General features: G+C 65.2%; 14 protein-coding genes and 1 pseudogene. 2 read left to right on the top strand and 13 right to left on the bottom strand.

The window, feature by feature from the left end; translation table 11 throughout:
* Positions 1-8: 8 nt before the first annotated feature.
* Positions 9-713: an SOS response-associated peptidase gene (locus H0W40_RS10245; protein ID WP_292445847.1), complete on the bottom strand. Its 705-nt coding sequence runs from the start codon at positions 711-713 to the stop codon at positions 9-11.
* A 998-nt stretch (positions 714-1,711) separates the two neighbouring features.
* On the opposite strand from H0W40_RS10245, the gene H0W40_RS10240 reads away from it, so the two are divergent.
* Positions 1,712-2,290, top strand: a complete 579-nt coding sequence (locus tag H0W40_RS10240; RefSeq protein ID WP_292445846.1) for an ATPase domain-containing protein — start codon at positions 1,712-1,714, stop codon at positions 2,288-2,290.
* Here H0W40_RS10240 and H0W40_RS10235 read toward each other — a convergent pair.
* The 12 genes and pseudogenes from H0W40_RS10235 to H0W40_RS10180 form a co-directional block, all read right to left on the bottom strand.
* Positions 2,270-2,680: a PIN domain-containing protein gene (locus tag H0W40_RS10235; protein WP_292445845.1), complete on the bottom strand. Its 411-nt coding sequence runs from the start codon at positions 2,678-2,680 to the stop codon at positions 2,270-2,272. The genes H0W40_RS10240 and H0W40_RS10235 overlap by 21 nt on opposite strands.
* 52 nt (positions 2,681-2,732) lie before the next feature.
* A complete protein-coding gene (locus tag H0W40_RS10230; protein WP_292445843.1) occupies positions 2,733-2,900 on the bottom strand; it encodes a type II toxin-antitoxin system PrlF family antitoxin in 168 nt (55 codons plus the stop codon).
* Positions 2,901-3,389: 489 nt separating this feature from the next.
* The gene (locus H0W40_RS10225) at positions 3,390-3,653 is read right to left on the bottom strand and encodes a hypothetical protein (RefSeq protein WP_367153792.1); all 264 of its coding nucleotides are present in this window, start codon (positions 3,651-3,653) and stop codon (positions 3,390-3,392) included.
* A gap of 548 nt (positions 3,654-4,201) precedes the next feature.
* Positions 4,202-7,588, bottom strand: coding sequence for an ATP-binding protein (locus H0W40_RS10220; RefSeq protein WP_292445842.1), 3,387 nt, complete (start codon positions 7,586-7,588; stop codon positions 4,202-4,204).
* On the bottom strand, positions 7,585-7,953 hold the full coding sequence (locus H0W40_RS10215) for an ATPase domain-containing protein (RefSeq protein WP_367153791.1): 369 nt from the start codon (positions 7,951-7,953) through the stop codon (positions 7,585-7,587). Before H0W40_RS10215 ends, H0W40_RS10220 begins: the two co-directional genes overlap by 4 nt.
* Before the next feature lie 556 nt (positions 7,954-8,509).
* The gene (locus tag H0W40_RS10210; protein ID WP_292445840.1) at positions 8,510-9,499 is read right to left on the bottom strand and encodes a manganese catalase family protein; all 990 of its coding nucleotides are present in this window, start codon (positions 9,497-9,499) and stop codon (positions 8,510-8,512) included.
* A 559-nt stretch (positions 9,500-10,058) separates the two neighbouring features.
* Entirely contained in the window at positions 10,059-13,688 is a 3,630-nt protein-coding gene (locus H0W40_RS10205) for a CHASE3 domain-containing protein (protein WP_292445838.1), read from the bottom strand.
* A 150-nt stretch (positions 13,689-13,838) separates the two neighbouring features.
* Positions 13,839-15,056, bottom strand: coding sequence for an ATP-binding protein (locus H0W40_RS10200; RefSeq protein WP_292445836.1), 1,218 nt, complete (start codon positions 15,054-15,056; stop codon positions 13,839-13,841).
* Positions 15,057-15,316: 260 nt separating this feature from the next.
* A pseudogene (locus tag H0W40_RS10195) lies at positions 15,317-15,653 on the bottom strand (transposase); the annotation flags it as partial.
* Between the two features lie 9 nt (positions 15,654-15,662).
* Positions 15,663-15,917, bottom strand: coding sequence for a hypothetical protein (locus tag H0W40_RS10190; protein ID WP_292445834.1), 255 nt, complete (start codon positions 15,915-15,917; stop codon positions 15,663-15,665).
* 86 nt (positions 15,918-16,003) lie between these two features.
* Complete coding sequence (locus tag H0W40_RS10185; RefSeq protein ID WP_292445833.1) at positions 16,004-17,566, bottom strand: ATP-binding protein; 1,563 nt, start codon at positions 17,564-17,566, stop codon at positions 16,004-16,006.
* On the bottom strand, positions 17,541-19,049 hold the full coding sequence (locus H0W40_RS10180; protein ID WP_292445832.1) for an ATPase domain-containing protein: 1,509 nt from the start codon (positions 19,047-19,049) through the stop codon (positions 17,541-17,543). The genes H0W40_RS10185 and H0W40_RS10180 overlap by 26 nt, the downstream gene beginning before the upstream one ends.
* 588 nt (positions 19,050-19,637) lie before the next feature.
* On the opposite strand from H0W40_RS10180, the gene H0W40_RS10175 reads away from it, so the two are divergent.
* Positions 19,638-20,696: AAA family ATPase (locus H0W40_RS10175; RefSeq protein ID WP_292445831.1), on the top strand; the 1,059-nt coding region annotated here is incomplete at its 3' end.

Here is a 20,696-nt window from a genome sequence, read left to right as displayed (position 1 = left end):
CGGACGCATCAAAACAAGGTGCCTGACTCGGGAGCTCTGTTCTCTTGCCGCGCGGGCGCGCGCTTCTCGGTCTTTGGCTTCGGGTCGGCTCGGTCGACGAACCGATCGGCGGGGTAGGGCACGAGCATGGTCGCCGCCGTGGCGACCGGGCATTCCAACCAGGCGTCGTAGTCGTCGGGATCGAGCACGGCCAGCATCCGCTTCTCTTTCTCGGGTCGGTGCATGCGCCGAAACAGTGGGTGCTGGTCGGCGTTCACCGTCAGCAGGGTGTACGAGAGGATTTGGTCAGCCTGGCCGGCATGCCAGCGCTCCCAAAACCCCGCGACGCCGAGCGGCTCGCCGTCGCGGCGCTCGAAGCGCCAGCGGACGTGTACCCCGCTCTCCCAGTTCGGCTCGAAGAAGGCCTGCATCGGCACGATGCAGCGCTGCCCACGGGCCCAAGGACCCTTGTACGACGGCGCGGCGGCGACACGGTCTGACCGCGCGTTCACGGTGTTGTAGTCAATCTTCGGTGTCTTGGCGAACCAGGGCAGCAGACCCCAGGTGCCGGAGAGCGATTCGCGCTCGAAGCCGTGAGCCTCGGCCGCGCGGCGCACGATGGAGCCCCGATACTTGGGCAGGAGTTCGCCGGGTAGCTGCTCGCTCGGCGGTTTGACGCCGAAAGCTGCTTCGTAGCGCCGGTCATCGACCACCGCCAAGTAGTTCACACACATGCAATGCACTTTAGCCGCGCGCTGCTTGTTTTCAGAACGCATTGCCGGGGCATCCGACTTGACAGAGACCGAGTCGCTGAGAGCTTAGGCTTGCCTGCTGCGGCTCGATCGCCGCGCCAGTCGCTGGCCGTCGGTCAGCTTGGCGGCACGTCGGTCGTAGGGCCGCCGCAGCAGGGAAGGTGACGGGCGTCTGCGCCGCGCTGCGACGCCCTTGCTAAAGCAGCCCATCGCCGGCGGGCCCACCGCGCTCCCCCCCACGCGCCCCGTCGATCACGAGGGGGACTTAATGGAATGAACGCCCCCACCTGAAGCGAGTAGCGAAGTGCCACAGTGGCCTGGCCAACAAGAACGCACGAGTTGTCTGGGCACTGCTCGCTCAAGACAGAGAGTTCCGACCCGACTAGGGCCTGTTAACGCTACGGGAGGGCTCGCGTGACCCAGGAAACAGGCGCCCGAAAGGCGCAAAGCGCAGACGTGGCGCCGGCTACGCATTTGCAACGCAGCGGGCGCCTGTTTCCTGGGATCACCCGCAGGGCCGGTGTCCCGTAGCGTTAACAGGCCCTACACGGCAGCTCGCGCCGCCGCGTAGTCGGGTCGGTTGATTTATACACTCCCAACCTTCACAGGAAATCTCCCACCACCGATTGCACAGGCGATCAAGCAAATGATGGCAAGTCAGGTCAGAGTGACCGAGTAGCCCTGGCCCCCACGACGTGCGTTCGAGCACTCGGACTTGTTGAGGGCTCGGTCAGCGGATTCCATCAGGGCCAGCGGCATTCAGCTGCATTACAGGCCGCATGTATGGCTGCAATCTCCGCCTTCGTGCTGTCGTCAATCTGATTGCTTGGCAAACCGGGGCCGTCCATGTATGGGGGGGGATCTTGTAGCGGTGGACCGGGATGCCGGCTCGCTGCGTCGGCTGCAGTGAATCCCACCCATCCCCCACCCCCCCTTGGCCCGGATCGTTGCGGAGGTGGATAGACTACGAGCCCGCCTTCGTGTTCGTCGATTCATTTCGGTCGGTGGCCCAGACCGCCGGTGCCATGGGCCCGAGAAGCGCCCTGCGGAATTTCGTGCAGAACCTCGCCATCCTCCTGACGAGCTGGCATGCGAGGACCTTCCTGATCGGCGAGTACAACCTCCTCGATAGCGAGGCTGACCCGGTGTTCACCATCGCCGACGGCATCCTGATGCTCACGCAGAGCCTCACTCGCAACTCGATGGTGCGCAAGATCCAGGTTTCGAACATGCGCGGACAGGCCACCATTGCCGGGCTGCACACATTTCGAATCACGGGCGACAGCATTCAGGTGTTTCCCCGCACCCTGTCGAGCGGGGCGTCAAAGCGGGGCTCGACTGGCAATGCCAATGCCCAGAAGCCTCCAGCCCTGTCCATGGGGGTCCCGGTGCTTGACGAGGATGGGCGGTGGCCTGCCGGCCGGCTATTCGTTGGAATAGGCATCTCTGCCTACTTCCATTCCAGCAGCGTGAGCACAACGCTCCAGCCGACGCCCGCCACATCGAGTTTGGCCGAGGCGTTGCTTGTAGCTCGGTCGTTAGCTTGGGCAGCGGCCTAGCGACTCTGCGCCGCTGACATTGGCAGCGCGCTTGTCGAACGTCCACATGGGCAGCTCGCCAGCCTGTGCCACCAGCGCGATATGCAGACAGTCGGCGAAGTCGGCTGAACCCTTGCGGTACAGCTGCAGCGCCACTTCGAGGGCGCGCTCCGATTCGAAGGTCAGCTCGGCTGCCGAGAACAGGCTCGACAGCGCCTGCATCACCTCGTCCTTGGCGTATCCGAAGCTGGCGCGCAGCACCCATTCGAACTCGAGCGTCACCGTCACCGGCACGAACAGTGTCTGGCCTGCGCTGACGCACTTTCGGATGAGACGCTTGGCAGATGCCAACTGCACCTTGTCGTCCTGCACGACGTAGCGGCCCAAGACGTTGGTATCGAGCGCCGGCATCAGCGCCAGGGGTTCATGTCTGCGATCGCGACGTGCTTACCCTTCGGAGCCTTCAGCATGCCGGCAAGGTCCAGACGGACTTAGTCTTGGCTCGAACGATGATGGTGCCGTCGGGCGTTACCGACCAAACCAGACGCGTGCCCGGCTTGGCATGCACAAGCGCCCGTACGTCAGCCGGGACAGTCGTCTGCCCCTTGGCGGTGATTGTGGATTCGGCCATGTTTCTCCTTACCTTGCGTTGCATTGCAATGCATCGAATGCTGCGCGAGCCACCCGCTCACTAGAGATGAGTAGGTGGCTAGGTGACGACCTAAAGCTACTATCAGTCGGCCTCAGGAGGCTTCGAGAAAGTCCCTGCCGACCAGCAGCGCTGAGCGGGCGTTGAACTTGGGGGGGAGGAAGCGCGCGCCGATCTCCGCGGAGCGCACGCACGCGGTCCTCGCGACGCTGCGCGACGCGCGACTGATAAGTGACGCCAGCCGTAACACCGCCGGTCCTCGGCCGTAGCTCAGCGCCACGCGATCACCGCCAGCAGGATGACATGACGATGTTGGCTAGGCCCCACTCGGAGCAACGGGGGTTGCGACTGCCGCGGTGAAGGCGCAGTTCGCAGCTCTTCGCATCACCGCGCCAGTGCACAGGCTGCTCTTGCCGGCGAGCCGGCTCGGTGCTCGAGCGCGGCACTGGCGGCAGCGCGATCTGCACAAGGTCATGTCGCGCCGCGCGCGGCGATCTCGTCGACCAGATTCCGCCGCCAGGGCGAGCGCCGCTGCCCGTGTCGCGGCCGAACACGACCCTCCACGGCCAATTCATGGAGTCTGAAATCCTCCTGCATCGTCTCGAGTTCACCGTCGCTTGCGTCGCGCAAGGCGACCCAGACAAAGTCTGCGCGCTCAAGATAGTCGCTGACCTGCTGGACGCCGATGTAGGCCAGCTTCTTACCGTTTTGATAGGCGACGCAATTGATCAGCATGGTGCGGCTGGGGAAGAATGCCGCTTCGCACCGAGTGAAACCGGTTGAGCTGTACGACCCCGCGCCGGCTTCGCGTACCGAACCCCCTCGATGCCAAGTCGAACAACCCGACCTGCTGTGAGCTGACGGATCTGGCGACCGCAGTCAAAGGATGCGCCGTTGCGCGCCGCATCCGCGAACAGCCGTGGGGCGCCGCCGTGCCGCTGCTCGCCCCGGGGCAACCGCCATTGTGAAGCCCCGAGCGCCGACGCCTGCGCCGGTGCGCTTCAGAGTAAATTGAGCTCGATCCGAGCCCATGCCTTGAACCTTATGGCAAGCCAGCGGGTCGGTCGCGACAACATCGCACGTGCATGGGCCTACGCCGTCATGCACCATGCGGCGGCAGTGACCGTGGCGGAGACGCGGAAACAGGAGTCGTGAACGATGAGCGCTGGTCGAACTCAAGCGCTGAGGGGCGTCAGGCCAGCGGTTGCCAGCGATGCGGCAGCAATTTGTCGACGCGGCTGTTCAGGTCGGGCCGGTACGTATCGCGTGGCCGGGTAGCGATCTCAGGACGATGCTCTGCCCTCAATCGGAAAGCGAACGAAGAACGTCGTGCCGGTCGCCGGGTTGCTTTGCACCCGCGCGCTGCCGCCATAAGCCTCGGCGATGCCCTTGACCAGTGCCAACCCAACGCCCCAACCGGAATGCTGGTCGCCCGAGGCCGAATGCGTCCGATGGAAGGGCTCAAAGATGGCCTCCTGCTCCCTGTGGGAGATGGCGATGCCTTCGTTGTGGACCCTGAGCTCGATCCAATCGTCGAGCCTCACCAGGCTCAAGGTGATCGGAGCATCGGGCTCGCCGTATTTCACGGCATTGCTGGCGAGGTTCTCGACGACGCGCCGGATGGCCTCGCCATCCCATAGACCGGGTACGGCGCCGGCCTCGTTGCTCACGCGAATGCGGGCTCCATGAAGCTCGCTCAGTTCTTGGGAAATCGTCTCCAGGATTTGATCGAGGCGGCACGCCTTCACCGCCAGCGGCATGCGCTCGCCCGCATGCAGACTGTTGGCATCGAGCAGATCGCAGACCATGGTGTCCACGCGCTGCGCGTTCCTGATGATCCGCTCCGCCAGGACCTTCAAGGCCAGCGGGTCATCGAGCTGGCGGTGTATGAGCCCCCCGCTCGTAAGCACCACGCTTAGAGGGCTGCGAAGATCATGCGTGAGCGTCGTCACGAATCGCTCTCGAATTTCCCGTTCTTCGGTGAGCTGCGCGAGCGCGTCCTCGATCGTCTTGCGGTCACGCACCTGCGCCGTCACGTCCACCACAATGGCCAGCACGCCCCTGATCTCGCCGGCCGGTTCTCGGAAGGGCTGGTAGCTGACATCGATGAAGCCGTCGTGCAATACGCCGTTCATGTCTGGAAGGGGCATCTCGATTTCCTTGCCAATGAAGGGCTGCCCGGTGGCATAGACCCGATCCAGCAAGGGGATGAACATCTCGGTCAGTGGTGGAGCAAAGAGCTCGAGCACGGTCTTGCCGACGACCCTCATCCCAACCAGCTTCTCATAGGGTTCGTTGGCCAGGATAAAGCGATGCTCCGGGCCGAGCAGGATCACCATCGGAATCGGCGCCTGCATGAAGAACTCGAAGAGGCGCTTGCGCTCCGTCTCGGCGATGCGCCTGGCCTCACCCAGCTTGAGCTGGGTGGTGGCGCGGGCCACCAGTTCCCTGGCCGAGAACGGCTTGGCGAGAAAATCGTCGGCGCCCAGGCGCAGGCCCGCGATCCGCGACTCCTCGCCGGCTTTAGCGGACAGGAGCACGAAGGGAATGCCGGCGGCGTCCGGGTCGGCGCGCAAACGCTCCAGAAGGCCTAGGCCGTCGAGCCTTGGCATCATCACGTCGGAGATGATCAGGTCGGGCCTGCTGCGCCCTATCGACTCCAGCGCGGCCTCGCCGTCCCCGACCGCCTCGACCTCGCCGAGGGGTTCAAGCAATCCCTTCAGGTAGGCACGCATGTCAGCGTTGTCTTCGGCGATCACGATGCGCTGCCTCGCTGCCAGCATGGTCGGTGCCGCGGCTCCCGTAAGCCCGGCGCGAGGCGAGGACGCGTTGGAGGAATCCGCCAGCGCTTCGTCGACCGGTTCGGGCAGCCATCCGGACGTCTCTTCCATAAAGGCCAGGCTCATCGGACTGACCGCCCTCGCAGCAGGCTCCGCGCGCAAACGGTCGGCCGGCAAATGCGCGCTTCCGAACGGCAATGCGATCTCGAAGGCGCTGCCGCAGCCCTCTTGGCTCTGGACGCTGATCGACCCGCCATGGAGCTTGACCAGTTCGTGAATCAAGGCCAGCCCGATGCCGCTTCCCTCGTAGGTTCTGCCGTGCGAGCCTTCGACCCGGTGAAAACGTTGGAAAAGATTCTGGATCGCGGAGGCCGGGATGCCGGTCCCGGTGTCGCGCACGGTCAGGCAGGCGCGATCTCCGCGTCGTTCCAGTCGCACTTCGATCTCGCCCTGGAAGGTGAACTTGAAGGCATTGGAAAGAAGATTCAGGACGATCTTCTCCCACATATCGTGGTCCACGCAGACCGGCTCGTCTAGGTTATCGATCTCGACCTTGAAGCGCAGACCGGCCTCTTCGATGGCGGCTCGAAAGACGCTCGCCAGGTCCGCCGTCAGGCGCGGCAGATCCGTGAGGCGGTAGGCGGCATCGACCCGGCCGGCCTGGATGCGCGAGAAGTCGAGCAGGGTGTTCACCAGCTTCAGAAGCCGCCGCGCATTTCGGTTGATGCGTTCCTGCCGCTCTCTTTGGCGCGGCGGCAGAGGTTCCTCGGTGTCCGCGAGTGAGTCCTCGAGCGGCCCCAGCATCAAGGTGAGTGGCGTTCTGAATTCGTGACTCACGTTGCTGAAGAAGGCGGTCTTGGCCCTGTCGATGACGCTCAGTTCCTCGGCCTTGCGTCTTTCTTCTTCGTAGGCGAGAGCGGTGGCGATGGCCGTGCCGACGGCTTCGCCGAGCATCTCGATGAAACGCTGGTACGACGCGTCGGCCGGCAGGCGTGTGCTCATGCCCACAACCGCAAACCCGAACGGGCCGGCGAGAGCGTGGGTCTTGATGGGGACGACGAATGCCCGGGCGATCGCCTCGGGGTAGTTGGCGCAGGCCATGGCACCGACTCTCGCCACCACGTCGTGAACCAGCGTGCCGCGGCGCGTGTCGAGCACCTCTCGGAACGGCCAGGGCGCCGCGTCCGTTGCGACAGCGTCGCCCAATGTGAACGAATGCGCATCGACTCCGGTGGCGCCGAGCAGCCGCAGCCGGTCGTCCGCGGCCTCGTGGCGATAGAGCATCACGCAGGGGACATCGTTGCGGTAGCGCGAGAGCGTCTCGATGATCCGCCCGGAGGCCTCCTGAACCGACTCGGCGCCGCCCGCCTCGTTGACGATGTCGCGCAACGCGCGCGTGCGTCGCTCGCTGAGCATGGCGGCCGTCGTCTCGGTCACGGGATGAAAGAGGCCTGCCACAGCCCCGAATTCGTCGCGGATCGGGCTCAGCGAAAACGTGAAAAAGGTTTCCTCGAGATAGCCGTTGCGCTCAAGAAACATCCGCTGGTTCTCGACGTAGGATGTCTCGCCCAGACGCGCCTTCTCGAAGGGTTCGCCTATCGCCGGCCAGGCCGATGCCCAGGTGACACGGTAGGACTCGCCGATGGCGCGCGGATGGGCCGCTCCGCACACGACGCGATAACCGGCGTTGTAGATCTGGATCGCCTCGGGCCCCCAGACGATGTTGATCGGGAAGTTCGACGCCAGGCACAGGCTGACCGTTGTGCGCAGGTTCGGCGGCCACGATTCGATGGGCCCCAGAGGCGTGGCGGACCAGTCCGTCGAGCGGATCAGCTGCGACATCTCGCCGCCGCCCGTCAGCCATTCGTGCTTCGACTCGTTCGCGCTCATTGCTTTTCAGTACCGCATCGGCTTGGCGAGCGCTGCGCTAGCAGACGTCCGTCGAGTGCTTGAGCCGGCAAACAGGGCAACGGCGCCCACCATGAGTCGTCAAGCTTGGCAGTATCAAAGAAGTTGTACTGCTGCTGGTAGCGCAGCATCTTCAGCGCTGGTTCGCCTGGCACGGTGAAGAAGAGCGCCTTGCGTTCAGGACTCGCCAACGCGAACATCATTTGGTGAGCCAGCGTCGTCTTGCCTGAGCCGGGTTGTCCGGCGATGATGTTGAAGGACAACTCGCCCAGGCCGCCACCCAGCAAGGGATCCAGTCCTGGCACGCCGCTGGGAAGACGCGGGATGCGAACTTTGTTGGTGTTCATAGCGGTTTCACATGCGAAGACTTGGCATGGAACGGGGTGCCCCATGCCTTCTGCAGCAAGCGGTTGGTCAAGGACTCCCCGATCAAGGAAACCAGAAGATCGGCGAGGGCTAAAAAGCAGAGCCTCGGCAGCGCCACGCGCTTCTGCGGGGGTTCGTGACACGAGATCTCGATGGATTGAAGCCAGCGGCTCGTCCGGAAATTCCAGCTCGCTCGCACCGTGTTGGAAGGACAAACATGCCAAGTGCAGGCTACGTACGTACAGCGCACGCAAGGCGTGCTCGCCCCCCAACGGCTTGAGCTCTCGCAGCAGCGAGCTCAAGGCTCGAATTGATTCGGCCGCGACAACTTCGGAGTCGGCGCCTTCCGCCGCTCCCTCACCGAGCGCGTTCTGGATCGACCCACGCGCTGCCATAGTGCCCATAGCATTAAGAGCATTCCAGCGGAGGCCATCGCCGGCCCGAAATACTGGCGCGGCTGCAACGCGGGCGCCTCTTCGAGGCGGACGGGCGCGGTATCAGGTCCGTCATGGCGGCAAGGGGCATTGGGGATGAGGCCTACTTGCTGCGCTTGGGCGCCGGCGCCTTGGAGCCGGAGCCCTTCAATGCCTCGGCGTTTCTCTTGGCACCCATCGGGTCGGTCGATTGCGCGGCCTGGGCGCCGGCGCCATCGACCGCGTTGCCGCCGCCGTCCATGCCGAGCATCGCGCCAGTCATCGGGTCGCTGTCGGGGTCGGAGTGCAGGCGGATGGCGGCCTGTTCGACCGCGTCGGCCTCTTCGGCACTCATGTGGATCTCCGGCATGCCGGAGCCGCCGTCGACGGCGGGCTCGGCCTCGCGGAACTCGAAGGTGCCGTGGTTGTTCCATGGGCCCCGGGTGTCGCCTTCGCCGACCGACATGTTGAAGTACACGTTGGTGAATTCCGGCATGCCGGCCAGCTTGCCCGGCGGGAAATTGGGCTGCATGGAATACAGGGCCTTCTCGAACGACTGCTGGTGCGAGATCTCGCGCGTCATGAGGAAGGTGAGCGCATCCTTGACGCCGGGATCGTCGGTCATGTTAATCAGGCGCTCGTAGATGATCTTGGCGCGCGACTCGGCGGCGATGTTGGAGCGCAGGTCGGCCGCGGGGTCGCCGATGGTGTCGATGTAGGCCGCCGACCAGGGCACGCCGCCGGAGTTGGTGAGCGGCGGGCCACCGCCGTAGAGCAGCTGCGTGACGTGCGAGTCGTTGCCCCCGCCGGAGATCTTGCGGTACATCTCGGCTTCGGTCTCGTTGCCTTCGGAAATGCGACCCTTGGCGCCCTTGTTGAGCATGGCCACGATGGTGCCGATCACCTCCAAGTGGCTCAGCTCCTCGGTGGCGATGTCGATCAGCATGTCTTTGCGGCCGGGGTCGTCCTCGGCGAGGTACTGCGTGAAATAGCGGCAGGCCGCGGCGCGCTCGCCTTGCGGGCCACCGAACTGCTCGAGCATGAGGTTGGCCAGTCCGGGGTTGGACTCGGTGACGCGGACGGTGTATTGCAGGCGCTTGTTGTGGGCGAACATGGCAGAAATCCTTCACCGTTGACGGGTGGGCAAGAGGGCTTTGCCAGAGCGCAAAACCAGGTCTCCCGACGGGCAATTGCAATGCCCGAGCGATGCGGACAACACAGCTTTTCGCTGGCCGCGAAGCCACGAGCCTTGCTCGACGCCTATGCCCTGCTCCATCGAGCATCCGGTCAAGCTATTCGAGGAAGGTGTGCAGGACGTCGGGACCCGGTCAAAGCCCACGCGACCAAGACCTTGCCGACGCTCGAGCACCACCTCGGCAGAGCGGAAGCACGTACAAGCGGCCTTTTAGCGACGGGTCACGCCGTGGGTGTCACGTGCGGATGCTGAGGGCTTCGGACGCTTGAAGAGTTGCTTGAAATCTGGGCAAAATCTCGCCGCCGGAGGATCGATCGGTGAGAACGGCGGTTTGGCGTCGATCGCAACGCTGCGAGACCCTGTGCGTTGGCCAGGCGGCGCCTTTATGTACTTGCTATGCCGGACGCTCACGCTGAAATGCGCCATGCGTGAATCGATGCGCGAGAACGCCGACTGCGCGCTTCGATCTACGCGTTGTTCAGACCCTTTGCTCCGTCGGTTGAGCCGGATCCCCAGGGGGGGTGCTTGCCGAGCGGATGAACGCCAGCACAGCACCGTTGATCATCTCGAAGTCGACCGGCTTGGCGAAGTGCAGGTCAAAGCCGGCCTCGGCCGAACGGCGCCGGTCCTCCTCCTCCTGCGCGTAGCCGGTGACCGCCACCAGGAACACACGGCTCGTGCGCTGGTCGGCTCGCAGTGCGCGCGCGACCTCGTAGCCATCATGCACAGGCAGCCCGATGCCGACGAATGCGATGTCGGGCTGGAAGGCCCGGGCCTGTTCCAGGGCCGCCCCTCCGTCATGGGCCAGGCGCAGCTCGTGGCCCTCCATTTCCAGCAGCTGGGCGAGGCTTTCGGCGGAATCGCGATTATCGTCGACCACCAGCGCGCGCAGCCGCGTCCCCGGCTCGACGCGCTCGTCGCCTTGCCTGACTCCCGCAATCGGCTGCGTGTCCACCCGGCACAGGGGAAGCCTGAGTGTGAAAGTGGCGCCGTGGCCGGGCCCGTCGCTGCTGGCCGCAATGCTGCCGCGGTGCAGCTCCACCAGGCGCTTGGCTAGGGCCAAACCGATGCCAAGCCCACCCTCGGACCGGTCCAGCGTTCGCTTGCCCTGGGTGAACAGGTCGAACACGCGCGGCAGCAACTCCGCGTCCAGACCCAGGCCCTCGTCGATGACGCGCAGCACCACCGCGGACCCGCCGGCGTCCGCCTGCACGGTCAAGCGGATCCGCCCACCGTGCGGCGTGTACTTGCTCGCGTTGTGCAGCACGTTGGCCAGTATCTGGGCCACCCGTGCGGGATCACCCTCCATCTGCACGTACGGGTCCTCGATGTCGGTAGTTAGCACCTGTTCGCGCGACTCGACCTGCGTGTGCACCGTGTCAACCGCGGCGGACACCGCCTGCGCCAGGGGGAAGACTTCGCACTGGAGTTCGATGCGGCCGTAGCGGATGCGCGACACCTCCAGCAAGTCGTCGACCAGCCGGGCCATCTGGCGCGTCTGCCGGTCCAGCACGCTGATCATCCGCACACGGATTTCGGCCTGCCCGCCGACGCGGCTCAGGATAGACACCGCATTGAGAATCGGAGCCAGCGGATTGCGCAATTCGTGTCCCAGCATGGCCAGGAATTCGTCCTTCATCCGGTCGGCGTCCTCGAGTTCCTGGCGCGCCCGCATCATCTCCGTCACGTCGAAGCCGACTGCCATCACGCGGTGACCCCTGCCGGGCAGGCCTTCGATGCGCTGGCCTCTTGCCATCAACCAGCGACTCCTGCCGTTGTCGCTAAGGACTCTGAACGTGGTGTTGAGGTCCGCCCCAGTCCTCACGGTGTTTCCCAACAAGGCTGCCAGCGCGGCGCGGTCTTCCGGTTCCACTCGTTCCATGAACCGCTCGAAGGAAGCCTGCCCGTCGTTGGGCAGCTCGAGTAAGGCGTAGATCCGATCGGTCCAGATCGACTGGCGGCGTTCGACGTCGTATTCCCAGGCGCCCATGGTCGTGGCATCCATGGCCAGCCGCAGCCGGATCTCGCCCTCGGTGCGTTCGTGCTCCGCATGCACACGGCGGGTGACGTCGGTCATGGCAGTCACGGCATATGCCACGCGTCCGTCATCGCCTCGCATGGGGACGGCACTGATACTCAGGTACCGGCGGCTCGCATCCGGGCGCTCGATCTCGATCAGTTCGTCGTTGACCACCTCGCCGTTCACCAGGGCGCGCGCCATTGGCCAGTCCTGCGGCCGGTAGCGGTCGCCGGTCCCGGGCCGAAAGCCGATCCAGTCCTGACTGTAGTTTTCGATGCCGAGCGAGTATGTGGTGTGACCCCAGATGTCGGCAACGGCCCGGTTGAGATGCAGCAGCCGCCCGGCCGGTGCCTCGGCCAGCCCCACGCCCACCGGAAGGCTCTGCAGCACCTTCTCCATCCATCGGTGCGCCGCCGCGGCGGCCTCGCTCTCCCGCCGCGCCTGTTCCAGATCCAGCCGGTTGAGCGCCTGCACGCCGTGCGCGATCAGGTCCTTCAGGTAGAGCCGTTCGTCCGCCAACAAGGTCCTGGATTGTGCGAATTCCAGCACCAACGCGCCCCGTGCACAGCGCGAATCCGGGCGGCCGGCCCCTGCCGCGTCCGGGCGCGGGCGCTGCCGGAACGGAACGGCCATGGCCGTCACCGCGCTGCCCGCATCCATCGGAGCGGGGGCACCGGCGTCCTGCGGCCGTGGGGGGCGTGGGCCGGCGAACGCCGGGCGCCCGGAGTCCAGCGCCTCACCGACCAGGCGGACCCGCTGGACCTGCTCCATGACTTCGTCGCCGACCGTGGCGGCGTCGTGCCCCTGGCCGGCGCCGCCGAACAGTTCGGCGCTGGCAGCCGCGGCGGCCAGGCTGTCGCGCGCATGATCAGCCATGACGCGGCAAACCTGCTCCGGGGCCACCGCATCCAGCAGTGCGGCGGCCACGTGGCGCAGTTCGGCCCCGCGGCGGATGACAGCCTGCTCGCGTTCGTACAGTGCGGCGCGATCAAGTGCCACGGCCAATTGGCCGGCCACGGCTTCCAGCACGCGGCGCTCGTCGGCGTCGAAGTGATGCGATTCGTCGAAGGCCACCGTCATCACGCCGATCACTCGCGACTGTTCGTCCGAACCCACGACCAGCGGCGCCACGAACCCCGCCTCGGCGATGGGCCCCTGGCGCGGATGCAGATGCGGGTAGCGGGCCAGAACCTGCTCGGTGGACTCGAACCAGCGCGGCGATCGCGCCGAGATCGCCTCGCCGACAGGCGATTTGTCATCCAGGGGAACGCGCATGAAGCCCTCCATGATCTCCTGCGCGTGGCCGCCATGCCCCAGGGTGCTCAGCCACCGCCCGTCCTCGGAAAGCATTGCGATCCATGGACGCGGCGCGCCGAAGCCGGTGGCGACCTCGGTGGACAGGACGCCGCCGACTTCGAGCGGCGTGCTGGCGGTCACCAGAGCCGAGCTCAGGCGCTCCAGGCGCGCCAGGCGGTGCGCGGTCGCCTGCGTACGCTCACGCGCCTGCCGTTGCGAGAACTTCATCAGCGTGGTGGTTGCCTTAAGGCGACCCAACAGGAAAACCAGGATCAGCGCACCGACCGAGGTGGAGACCAGGAGCCACTGCACGCGTCTGTCGAGCAGTCGGACGGCCGCAGCGTTTCCTTTGAGTGACGCCTCTGCTCCCGTAGACAGGCGTGCCACCAGCGCGCGCATCTGCACCATCAGCTGCCTGCCGGAGTCTTCCCGCACGATCGCCAGGGCCGCAGCCGAGTCGCCGCGCCGAACCAGATCGATGGTGCTCGCCAGCTCGGCCAGCTTCGCATGTTGCAAATCGGAGAAGCGCCCCAAATCGCTCAGCTGGCCGCTGTCGGAGCGGGCAGCGCTGACCTGCAACTGCTCCATCAGTGGCGGAAGCGACTGGCGTGCAGCCTCGTATGGCCGAAGGTACTCCTCGCGCCCCGTCAGCAGAAACCCGCGCTGGCCCGTTTCCGCATCCTTGAGCACCGACAACGCTTCGGCCAGTTGCCGGGCAGCAAGACGGTCGTCCTCGAGGCGCTCGCTGCCGACGCGCAGGGCGGCCAGCTGCTGCAGGCTGAGGATGGCCAAGACGCAGACGCTAAGCATGATCAGCGCGAGCAGGCCAATCCAGCCGGGTCGGCGCGCTAGGCCTGCCCTGTTCAAAGATACCTGATTCACAAATTGGTCCCTATCATGATGGTGGGACCGAGGGGTCGGCCAAGCCGCGTAATCGAGTGGTTATGGACTACGTGGATCAGGGGCAAGCCAATGGTCGTCGGTGACGATCGTCGCGATGGTGTCTGTCACGGCCGGTGCCAGTGGCGCACCATCTTTCGCATCCACCGGCAATGACAATGTGATCACCGCGCCTTCACCGAGCTTTGCTTCTGCGCGAACACTCCCCCCGTGACGCTCGACGATTCGCTTGACATTCGCAAGCCCCATCCCGTTCCCAGCGAACTGATCCGCACGGTGCAGGCGTTGGAAGGGCATGAACAAGCGGTCGGTCTGTGCAGGGTTGAATCCGACTCCGTTGTCGCGAACCGCAATGACGTGTCCCCCTTGCGCGTCGATCCAATGTGCAATTTCGATTCGCGGTCGCCCCTTTGGCACGCTGTACTTGAACGCGTTGGACAACAGGTTGACGAACACCTGCTGCAAGAGCGACGCATCGCCCGCCACGGTGGGTAAGCTCGGAATCACCCACTCCGCCTCCAGGTAAGGATTACTGAGCGTGACCATGTGGCGCGCCTGACGGACCGATAGATTGAGATCCACTGCAGTAAGGGTCAGCGGGCTGTTGCCAAGTCGAGCAAACGCCAGCATGTCGTGCACTAGCCGATTCGCCCGATCCGCCGCCTGCAGGATGTACCCGAGGTAGGTGTTGGCTTGCGTATCGAGCGGTGGGTCGCCTCGCTCCGCGAGCATGCGGCCAAAGCCTAGTACGATATTGACCGGCTCGCGCAGGTCGTGCGCTACTCGCGCTGCGAACGCCTCCAGCTCACGGTTCGTTGCCTCCAGCTGTGCGCCTCGCTCCAGGATGCGCTGCCGCTGTACCTGCTTTTCGCGTCGCAGGCGGCGCAACTCCATCGCGCGAATCAGCACTGGACGCATGTCGGCCAAGCGCAGCGGCTTGAGCAGATAATCGATTGCCCCTAACTTCATAGCCTGAACGGCAGTGGGAATACTGCCGTGCCCAGTCATGACCACTGGGACCAGATCCGGATCGATCTTCCGAGCCTGCTCGATCAAGGATATGCCGTCTGTGCCCGGCATGCACAAGTCGCTGATCAGGACGTCGTACGGTTCCCCTTGGAGATGCGCAAGTGCCTCTTCAGCGCTACGACAACAGGTCGTGTCATAGCCCTCATGCGTGAGGGTCTCGCAAATCACGCGCAACTGGATCGCTTGATCGTCCACGATGAGCAAGCGGGCACGATTCTGTGTTGCGTTCATTGGGAATCTGCCAGCCGCCGCTCGCGCAGCCAAAAAACATACGGTCGGTTGTCCCTATGGGCCTTGACCTTTTGTATCGACGGAAGTGACTTCACCACTGGCTTCTTTCGTGGCACTTGGGTGGCAAGTTGCGGCTCCAAAGGGGAAGGGGCCGCTCTATCTCTCTGTATCCATGCCCAGAGAGGGCAAACGGTGCGCCGAGCGTGCGCCCGAACTAACAAAAAAGCGGGCAGGGCAGGTAGTACCGGTTTAAGAGGCGGCCGCGCGTTCACGCTCTCGATGGCGTTGGTGGTGTAGATCACCCGGCGTACCTCGGCGGGAAGGCGAAGGACGGTATGACTTGTTTCAGGCCCAGCGCCAGGCTTCTTCCACCGTGGGGATATCCCTCAAGGGCCCTGCGCAAACGCCTGCAGCCCGGCCTGCGCGGCCTTGGCGCTGGGGGCTGTGTAGACCGGCTTGATGGCTGCTGCCAGCGCCTTGCGATCCTTTCGGCTCGCGTAGTCCAAGCTGTTGCGGATCAGGTGCGGGGCAGGTCTGCAGCGTCCCGGCCTGGTACACCGCAGCCAACGCCTCGGGCATGCCTTTGAGCCCGTCGGTGGACCGCGATCAGGATGTCGTTGCAGCTCGGGTCTTCAGGTCATTGAACAGGGCAAAGGCCGCCGCGTTGACGCGCTGGGACAGCAGGGAAAACGGCTGGTTCTCGCCGCGCTCGAACTCGTTGCACACCACCGTCATCTCGGTATCGAGGTCCACCTTGGCGACGCGGCTGTCTTGGTGTGCGAGTCCGATACGCAATCTAGGCGGTCGCCGGGCCCACGCGTTCAGCCTCAGCCAATGGCGAAGCCAGCGCGCCTGCACCATCAAGGCTTCTACGTTGCGCGAGTCCGCTGTCACCCGCCACCGCGGTTCCACCGCCTGTTGCCGAGCCCGGACCAACGCCGCGCGCGTCAGAGCCGGGCCAGCAACGCCGCCACCGCGGCCACGCTGGCGGGCTTGGTCAGGTGCGCGTCGAAGCCGGCGGCACGTGAGCGCTCCTTGTCTTCTTCGGCGCCCCAGCCGGTCAGCGCCACCAGCAGGGCGTTGGCAAAGCGACGGTCCTGGCGCAGGCGCGTGGCGAACTCGTAGCCGCCCATGCCCGGCATGCCCAGGTCGCAGAACACGGCCTGCGGCAGGAAGCTCACTGCGGTTTCCAGCGCAGCATGGCCACCGTGCTCGACGCGCACCTCGTGCCCGTTGATGCCCAGCAGCATGGCCAACGACTCCGCCGCGTCTTGGTTGTCGTCAACGACCAGGATGCTCCGTGGTGTGGCCAACCCCTGTGCCGCTTTTGCCGCGACGGCAGCCTGCGGCAGCTCGTGCACGAGGGGCAGCGTGATGGTGAACGTGCTGCCCTCGCCCGGGCCCGGGCTTTGCGCGCTGACGGTGCCGCCATGCAGCGAGACCAGGCTCCGGACCAAGGCCAGCCCGACACCCAGTCCGCCCTGCGAGCGCTCCAGCGCCCGATTCACTTGCGCGAACATGTCGAAGACGCGCACCAGCATGTCCGGCGGCAGGCCGATGCCGTTGTCCGTCACCGTCAGCACGGCCGCCTCGCCCGCGCGGCCGAGGGCCACCGAGATGCGGCCGCCATCGGGCGTGTACTTCGCCGCGTTGTTGACGATATTGCTCAGCGACTGCACCAGCCGCGTGAGGTCACCGTCCACGCATATCTCCTCGTCTGGCAGTGCCACGTCGAGCCGGTGCCCACCCCGCGCCACCAGGGGCGCGCAGGCTTCCAATGCCGTCTCCACCACGCGCCGCAGGTCCAGCCGCTCACGCTGCAGGAGGAGCTTGCCGGTCGAGATCCGCGACACCTCGAGCAAGTCGTCGAGGAGGCACAGCAGCTGGCTCATCTGCCGCTCCATCATGTCCGTCACGCCGCGCAGCTTCACAGGGTCATCAGCCACCCGCAGCAAGAGCTGCAGCCCAGTGCGGATGGGGGCCAGCGGGTTGCGCAGTTCGTGCGCCAGGGTGGCGAGGAACTCGTCCTTGCGCTGGTCCGCCAAGCGTAGCGAGCGGTCGGCCTGTTGCAGCGAGTCCATCTGGTCGCGAATCTGGTACTGCCAGCGCCGCCCGCGCAAGGCCGTCTTCACCGTGCTGACCATGACGCGGGTCGACGTGGGGCGGTCCATCACCGTCAGGTTGCGCAACCCGGCTTCGCGCAGCGCGGACGCCTGATGCCCATGGCGGCACAGCGCGAGCACCGGCAGGTTTGACCACGAGGGCTGGCTTTGCAGGGCGCGCAACAGGCCCTTGAAGGCGGGGTCGGCCAGCGTCGCATCGGTCACCATCAGCGCACCCGCGCCGGCGCGGATGAGGTCTTCGGCATGCCGCCAACCCTGGCCCAGGACGCTGTGAATGCTGACGCCGGCGAGCAACCGGGCCGTGACCTCGCCGTCGCGAGCCGTCGGCGCGAGCACGATCACCCGCTCGCTGTACGAGTGATCAGGAACGTCCTGCGCGTTCATCATTTGAGGCCGCCCCCGGTTTTGCAACAGCCTCGATCTCAACGGGAACGCCGGTCATCACCCCACGCAGATGCTTCAGCGGCGGTCCGAGATGCACGCCCAGTGCGTCGAACCAAAGCTCGCGGATCGTGTCCTCGTGCGGGCCGCTGCGCTTCTTGACCACCGAGATGGCCTTGCGCATTGCGCCGGCATGCTCGTACATCCTGAACAGCACGACGGCGTCCGTCAGATAGCTGGCGTCCACGACGTTGTGCAGGCCCTCACCCAGCATGCCGGACTGCGCCGCGACGAGGAAGGTCGCCACGCCGCGGTTGTTCAGATAGCTCAGCAGTTCGTGCAATTGGATCATCAGCGCCCGCTTCTCCGGCATGGCGTTGATGTAGCCGTTCAGGCTGTCGATGACGACCACGGTCGCCCCCTCCGCCTCCACCGCACGGCGCACCATGTTGACGAACTGGCTCGGCAACACCTCGGCGGGGTCGATCTGGCGCACCATGAGCTTGCTCGGGCCGGCGCCTTCGTCGACAGACAAGCCCAGCGCGCGCAGTCGGTCAAGCAGCAGCGCCTTGGCCTCCTCGAAGGTGAAGATGGCCGCGTGCGCGCCCCGCTGTGTCGCCGCCACCGCGTATTGCGCGGCGATGGTCGATTTGCCGGACCCGGACGGACCGACGAGCAAAGTGGCGGTGCCACGGGCCGTGCCACCGCCAAGCAGGGCGTCCAGCGCCGGCACGCCGCTGGGGACGACGTCGCGGCTGAACACCGCACCATGCTCGTTCGGCGTCAGCCGCGGAAAGACTTCCAATCCGCCGCGGGTTAGGATGCAGTCCTGCCGCCCGCTGATGAAATCGCTGCCGCGGAACTTGGTGATGCGCAACTGGCGCAGCACCGGCCCATAGGCGGGCACGGTGCGGTCCAGCGCGATGACGCCGTGCGCAACGCTGTGCACCTGGGTGTCGATGCTTTCCGTCGTCCGGTCATCGAGAAATAGCGCCGTGCAATTGCGGCCGGCCAGGAACTGGTTCAAGGCCAGGATCTGGCGGCGGTAGCGCAGCAAGGTCTGCGCCAGCAGGCGCAGTTCCGACAGCGAGTCCAGCACCATGCGACGTGGCTTGACGCGCTCCACCGCCTCAAGGATGCGCTGGGTCGTCTCGTGGAGTTCGACTTCCGACGGGTAGTACATCGTCAGATCCGACTCGCCGAGCAGAGCACGCTCGTCGACGACCAGCTCGACAATCTCGATGCCGTCGAGCGACCAGCCGTGCGATTCAGCAGTGACGCGCAGTTCGCTCGCCGTCTCACCCAGGGTCACATACAGGGTGGTGTCGCCTTCCCTCACGCCTTGCAGCAGATATTGCAGCGCCAAAGTCGTCTTGCCGGCGCCGGGTTCGCCGTTGAGCATGTAGAGCTTCCCGCCGATGAGACCGCCGTGCAGCACTTCATCCAGACCCGGAACACCGCTCGCTGAACGGGATATGGTCGTACTCATCGCATATCTCCGGTTGCAGTTATAGGTTGTGCATTCGACGAAAGTCTTAAGCCGCCGCTGCTAGTGCCGCCCGCTGTCGGCTCCGCGCGTTATAGGTGAAGGCCGCGATCTTGCGGCAAGAGGCGCGACGGTTTCAGCGGCATTGGGGCTGTTGTAGCGGACCAACGAGCCTTGGCAAGAGGCATGCCGTGAATGCTGACGATGTCGCCAGGGCTTGTCGCCTATGGCAAAGGTCCGCCACCCGGCTGCTGCTGAATCAGTTTTGTCGGCTCCGCCTCCGGCATCACGAGCGTCTCGGGCCGCGACGACGTCGCCGTACCGGCACCCGACGACGACACGCTTGGCGGCCAGCGTGCGCAGCAGCAACCGCGCAACGCGTATAAGTGCCCAAAGGGCTCGGTTCTACTTAACACCGCCAGGTGCTGCAGGGGCTTCTTCAGAGACCTCCTGGGCGCCGGTCACGATCGCCGAAACGGTCGGTCATGATGCCGAAAGTGGCGGTCACGTTGGGATGAGTTCAGCGCGCGGCGTGCTTGTAGGAAGTTTTAGGGATTTTGACTAATTAACCGCTTTGGCTAAAATTCCCCAATGGACAGGATCTTTCTCCGCACCGCCCTCGCCCAGCAGATGGCACAGCAGCTGCTTCGCCCCGGGGTCCTGGACGAAGGTCTGCGATCAGGCCTGTTCATCTCCGGCGTAAGGCGCACCGGAAAGACTACCTTCCTGCAGGCGGACTTGATGCCCGCGCTTGAGGCCGCCGGCGCGTTGGTGATCTACGTCGACCTGTGGTCGAACACGCAGGCGAATCCGGCCACCTTGGTGCACGCCGCCATCCGCCGCGCGCTTCAAGAAGTGCAGACGCCCGCTGGTGCTATCGCCGAGCGGCTCAAGAAGCTGCGCAACGCCGAGATCGCCGTCTCGGGTTTCAAGTTCGGCTTCAAGGTCGAGAGCGTCGGCACCGAAGGCGGCGCGACGCTGGCGGAAGCATTCACGCAAGTGGTGGACCAGGCGCGCGGAGACATCGTGTTGATCGTCGACGAGATTCAGCACGCAATCACCTCCGACGAGGGCAACAAGATGCTGCTCGCGTTGAAGGCTGCGCGGGACGCGATCAACCCGAGACCAGGGACACCGGGGCACTTCATCTTCGTTGGTACCGGCTCGCACCGAGCGCTTGTGAGCGAACTGACGGCTCGCCGGAATCAGGCCTTCGCAGGTGCCACATCGATTGCCTACCCCGTCCTCGATGCAGACTACGTAGCGCACCTGCTCGAGCGGCTGCGCATTGAGGGCTTGGCGACGCAGCCCAGCCTGGAGGTGGCCACGCAGGCCTTCCGCACTCTCGGCGCTCGACCCGAGGAGATGCTGCGAGCTTTGCGAGAGCTACGTTCTCTCCTGCCGCCCGGTGGCGACCCCAATGACTTCCTGCCGGTTATTGCGGGCACGCTGCGCTCCACTGCGGCAGACGTGGAGATTATGAAAGTCGAGCAGCTTGGAGCCCTGGCCACGGCCGTATTCGAGCGAGTCGCCGGCGTCGACGGCGACGCCAAGGGCTTGTTCTCGGCGGATTCGCTGGCCGGCTACGCGCAAGTTCTTGGTCGTGATGTTCGCGCCGACGAGGTTCAAGCGGTACTCAATGAGCTGATG

Source organism: Methylibium sp., assembly GCF_013817345.1.
In the GTDB taxonomy this organism is placed as follows: Bacteria; Pseudomonadota; Gammaproteobacteria; order Burkholderiales; family Burkholderiaceae_C; genus Methylibium.
Note: the sequence above shows the minus strand (reverse complement) of the source record. Positions and strands in the feature narration are given on the sequence as shown.

What these genes read in the sequence shown, in the direction of transcription:
- H0W40_RS10245 (WP_292445847.1), bottom strand. Translation starts at nt 713, where the DNA reads ATGTGTGTGAACTACTTGGCGGTGGTCGATGACCGGCGCTACGAAGCA.
- H0W40_RS10220 (WP_292445842.1), bottom strand. Translation starts at nt 7,588, where the DNA reads ATGAGCGCGAACGAGTCGAAGCACGAATGGCTGACGGGCGGCGGCGAG.
- H0W40_RS10190 (WP_292445834.1), bottom strand. Translation starts at nt 15,917, where the DNA reads ATGGTGCAGGCGCGCTGGCTTCGCCATTGGCTGAGGCTGAACGCGTGG.
- H0W40_RS10180 (WP_292445832.1), bottom strand. Translation starts at nt 19,049, where the DNA reads ATGAGTACGACCATATCCCGTTCAGCGAGCGGTGTTCCGGGTCTGGAT.
- H0W40_RS10225 (WP_367153792.1), bottom strand. Translation starts at nt 3,653, where the DNA reads ATGCTGATCAATTGCGTCGCCTATCAAAACGGTAAGAAGCTGGCCTAC.
- H0W40_RS10215 (WP_367153791.1), bottom strand. Translation starts at nt 7,953, where the DNA reads ATGAACACCAACAAAGTTCGCATCCCGCGTCTTCCCAGCGGCGTGCCA.
- H0W40_RS10210 (WP_292445840.1), bottom strand. Translation starts at nt 9,499, where the DNA reads ATGTTCGCCCACAACAAGCGCCTGCAATACACCGTCCGCGTCACCGAG.
- H0W40_RS10200 (WP_292445836.1), bottom strand. Translation starts at nt 15,056, where the DNA reads ATGAACGCAACACAGAATCGTGCCCGCTTGCTCATCGTGGACGATCAA.
- H0W40_RS10230 (WP_292445843.1), bottom strand. Translation starts at nt 2,900, where the DNA reads ATGGCCGAATCCACAATCACCGCCAAGGGGCAGACGACTGTCCCGGCT.
- H0W40_RS10235 (WP_292445845.1), bottom strand. Translation starts at nt 2,680, where the DNA reads ATGCCGGCGCTCGATACCAACGTCTTGGGCCGCTACGTCGTGCAGGAC.
- H0W40_RS10185 (WP_292445833.1), bottom strand. Translation starts at nt 17,566, where the DNA reads ATGATGAACGCGCAGGACGTTCCTGATCACTCGTACAGCGAGCGGGTG.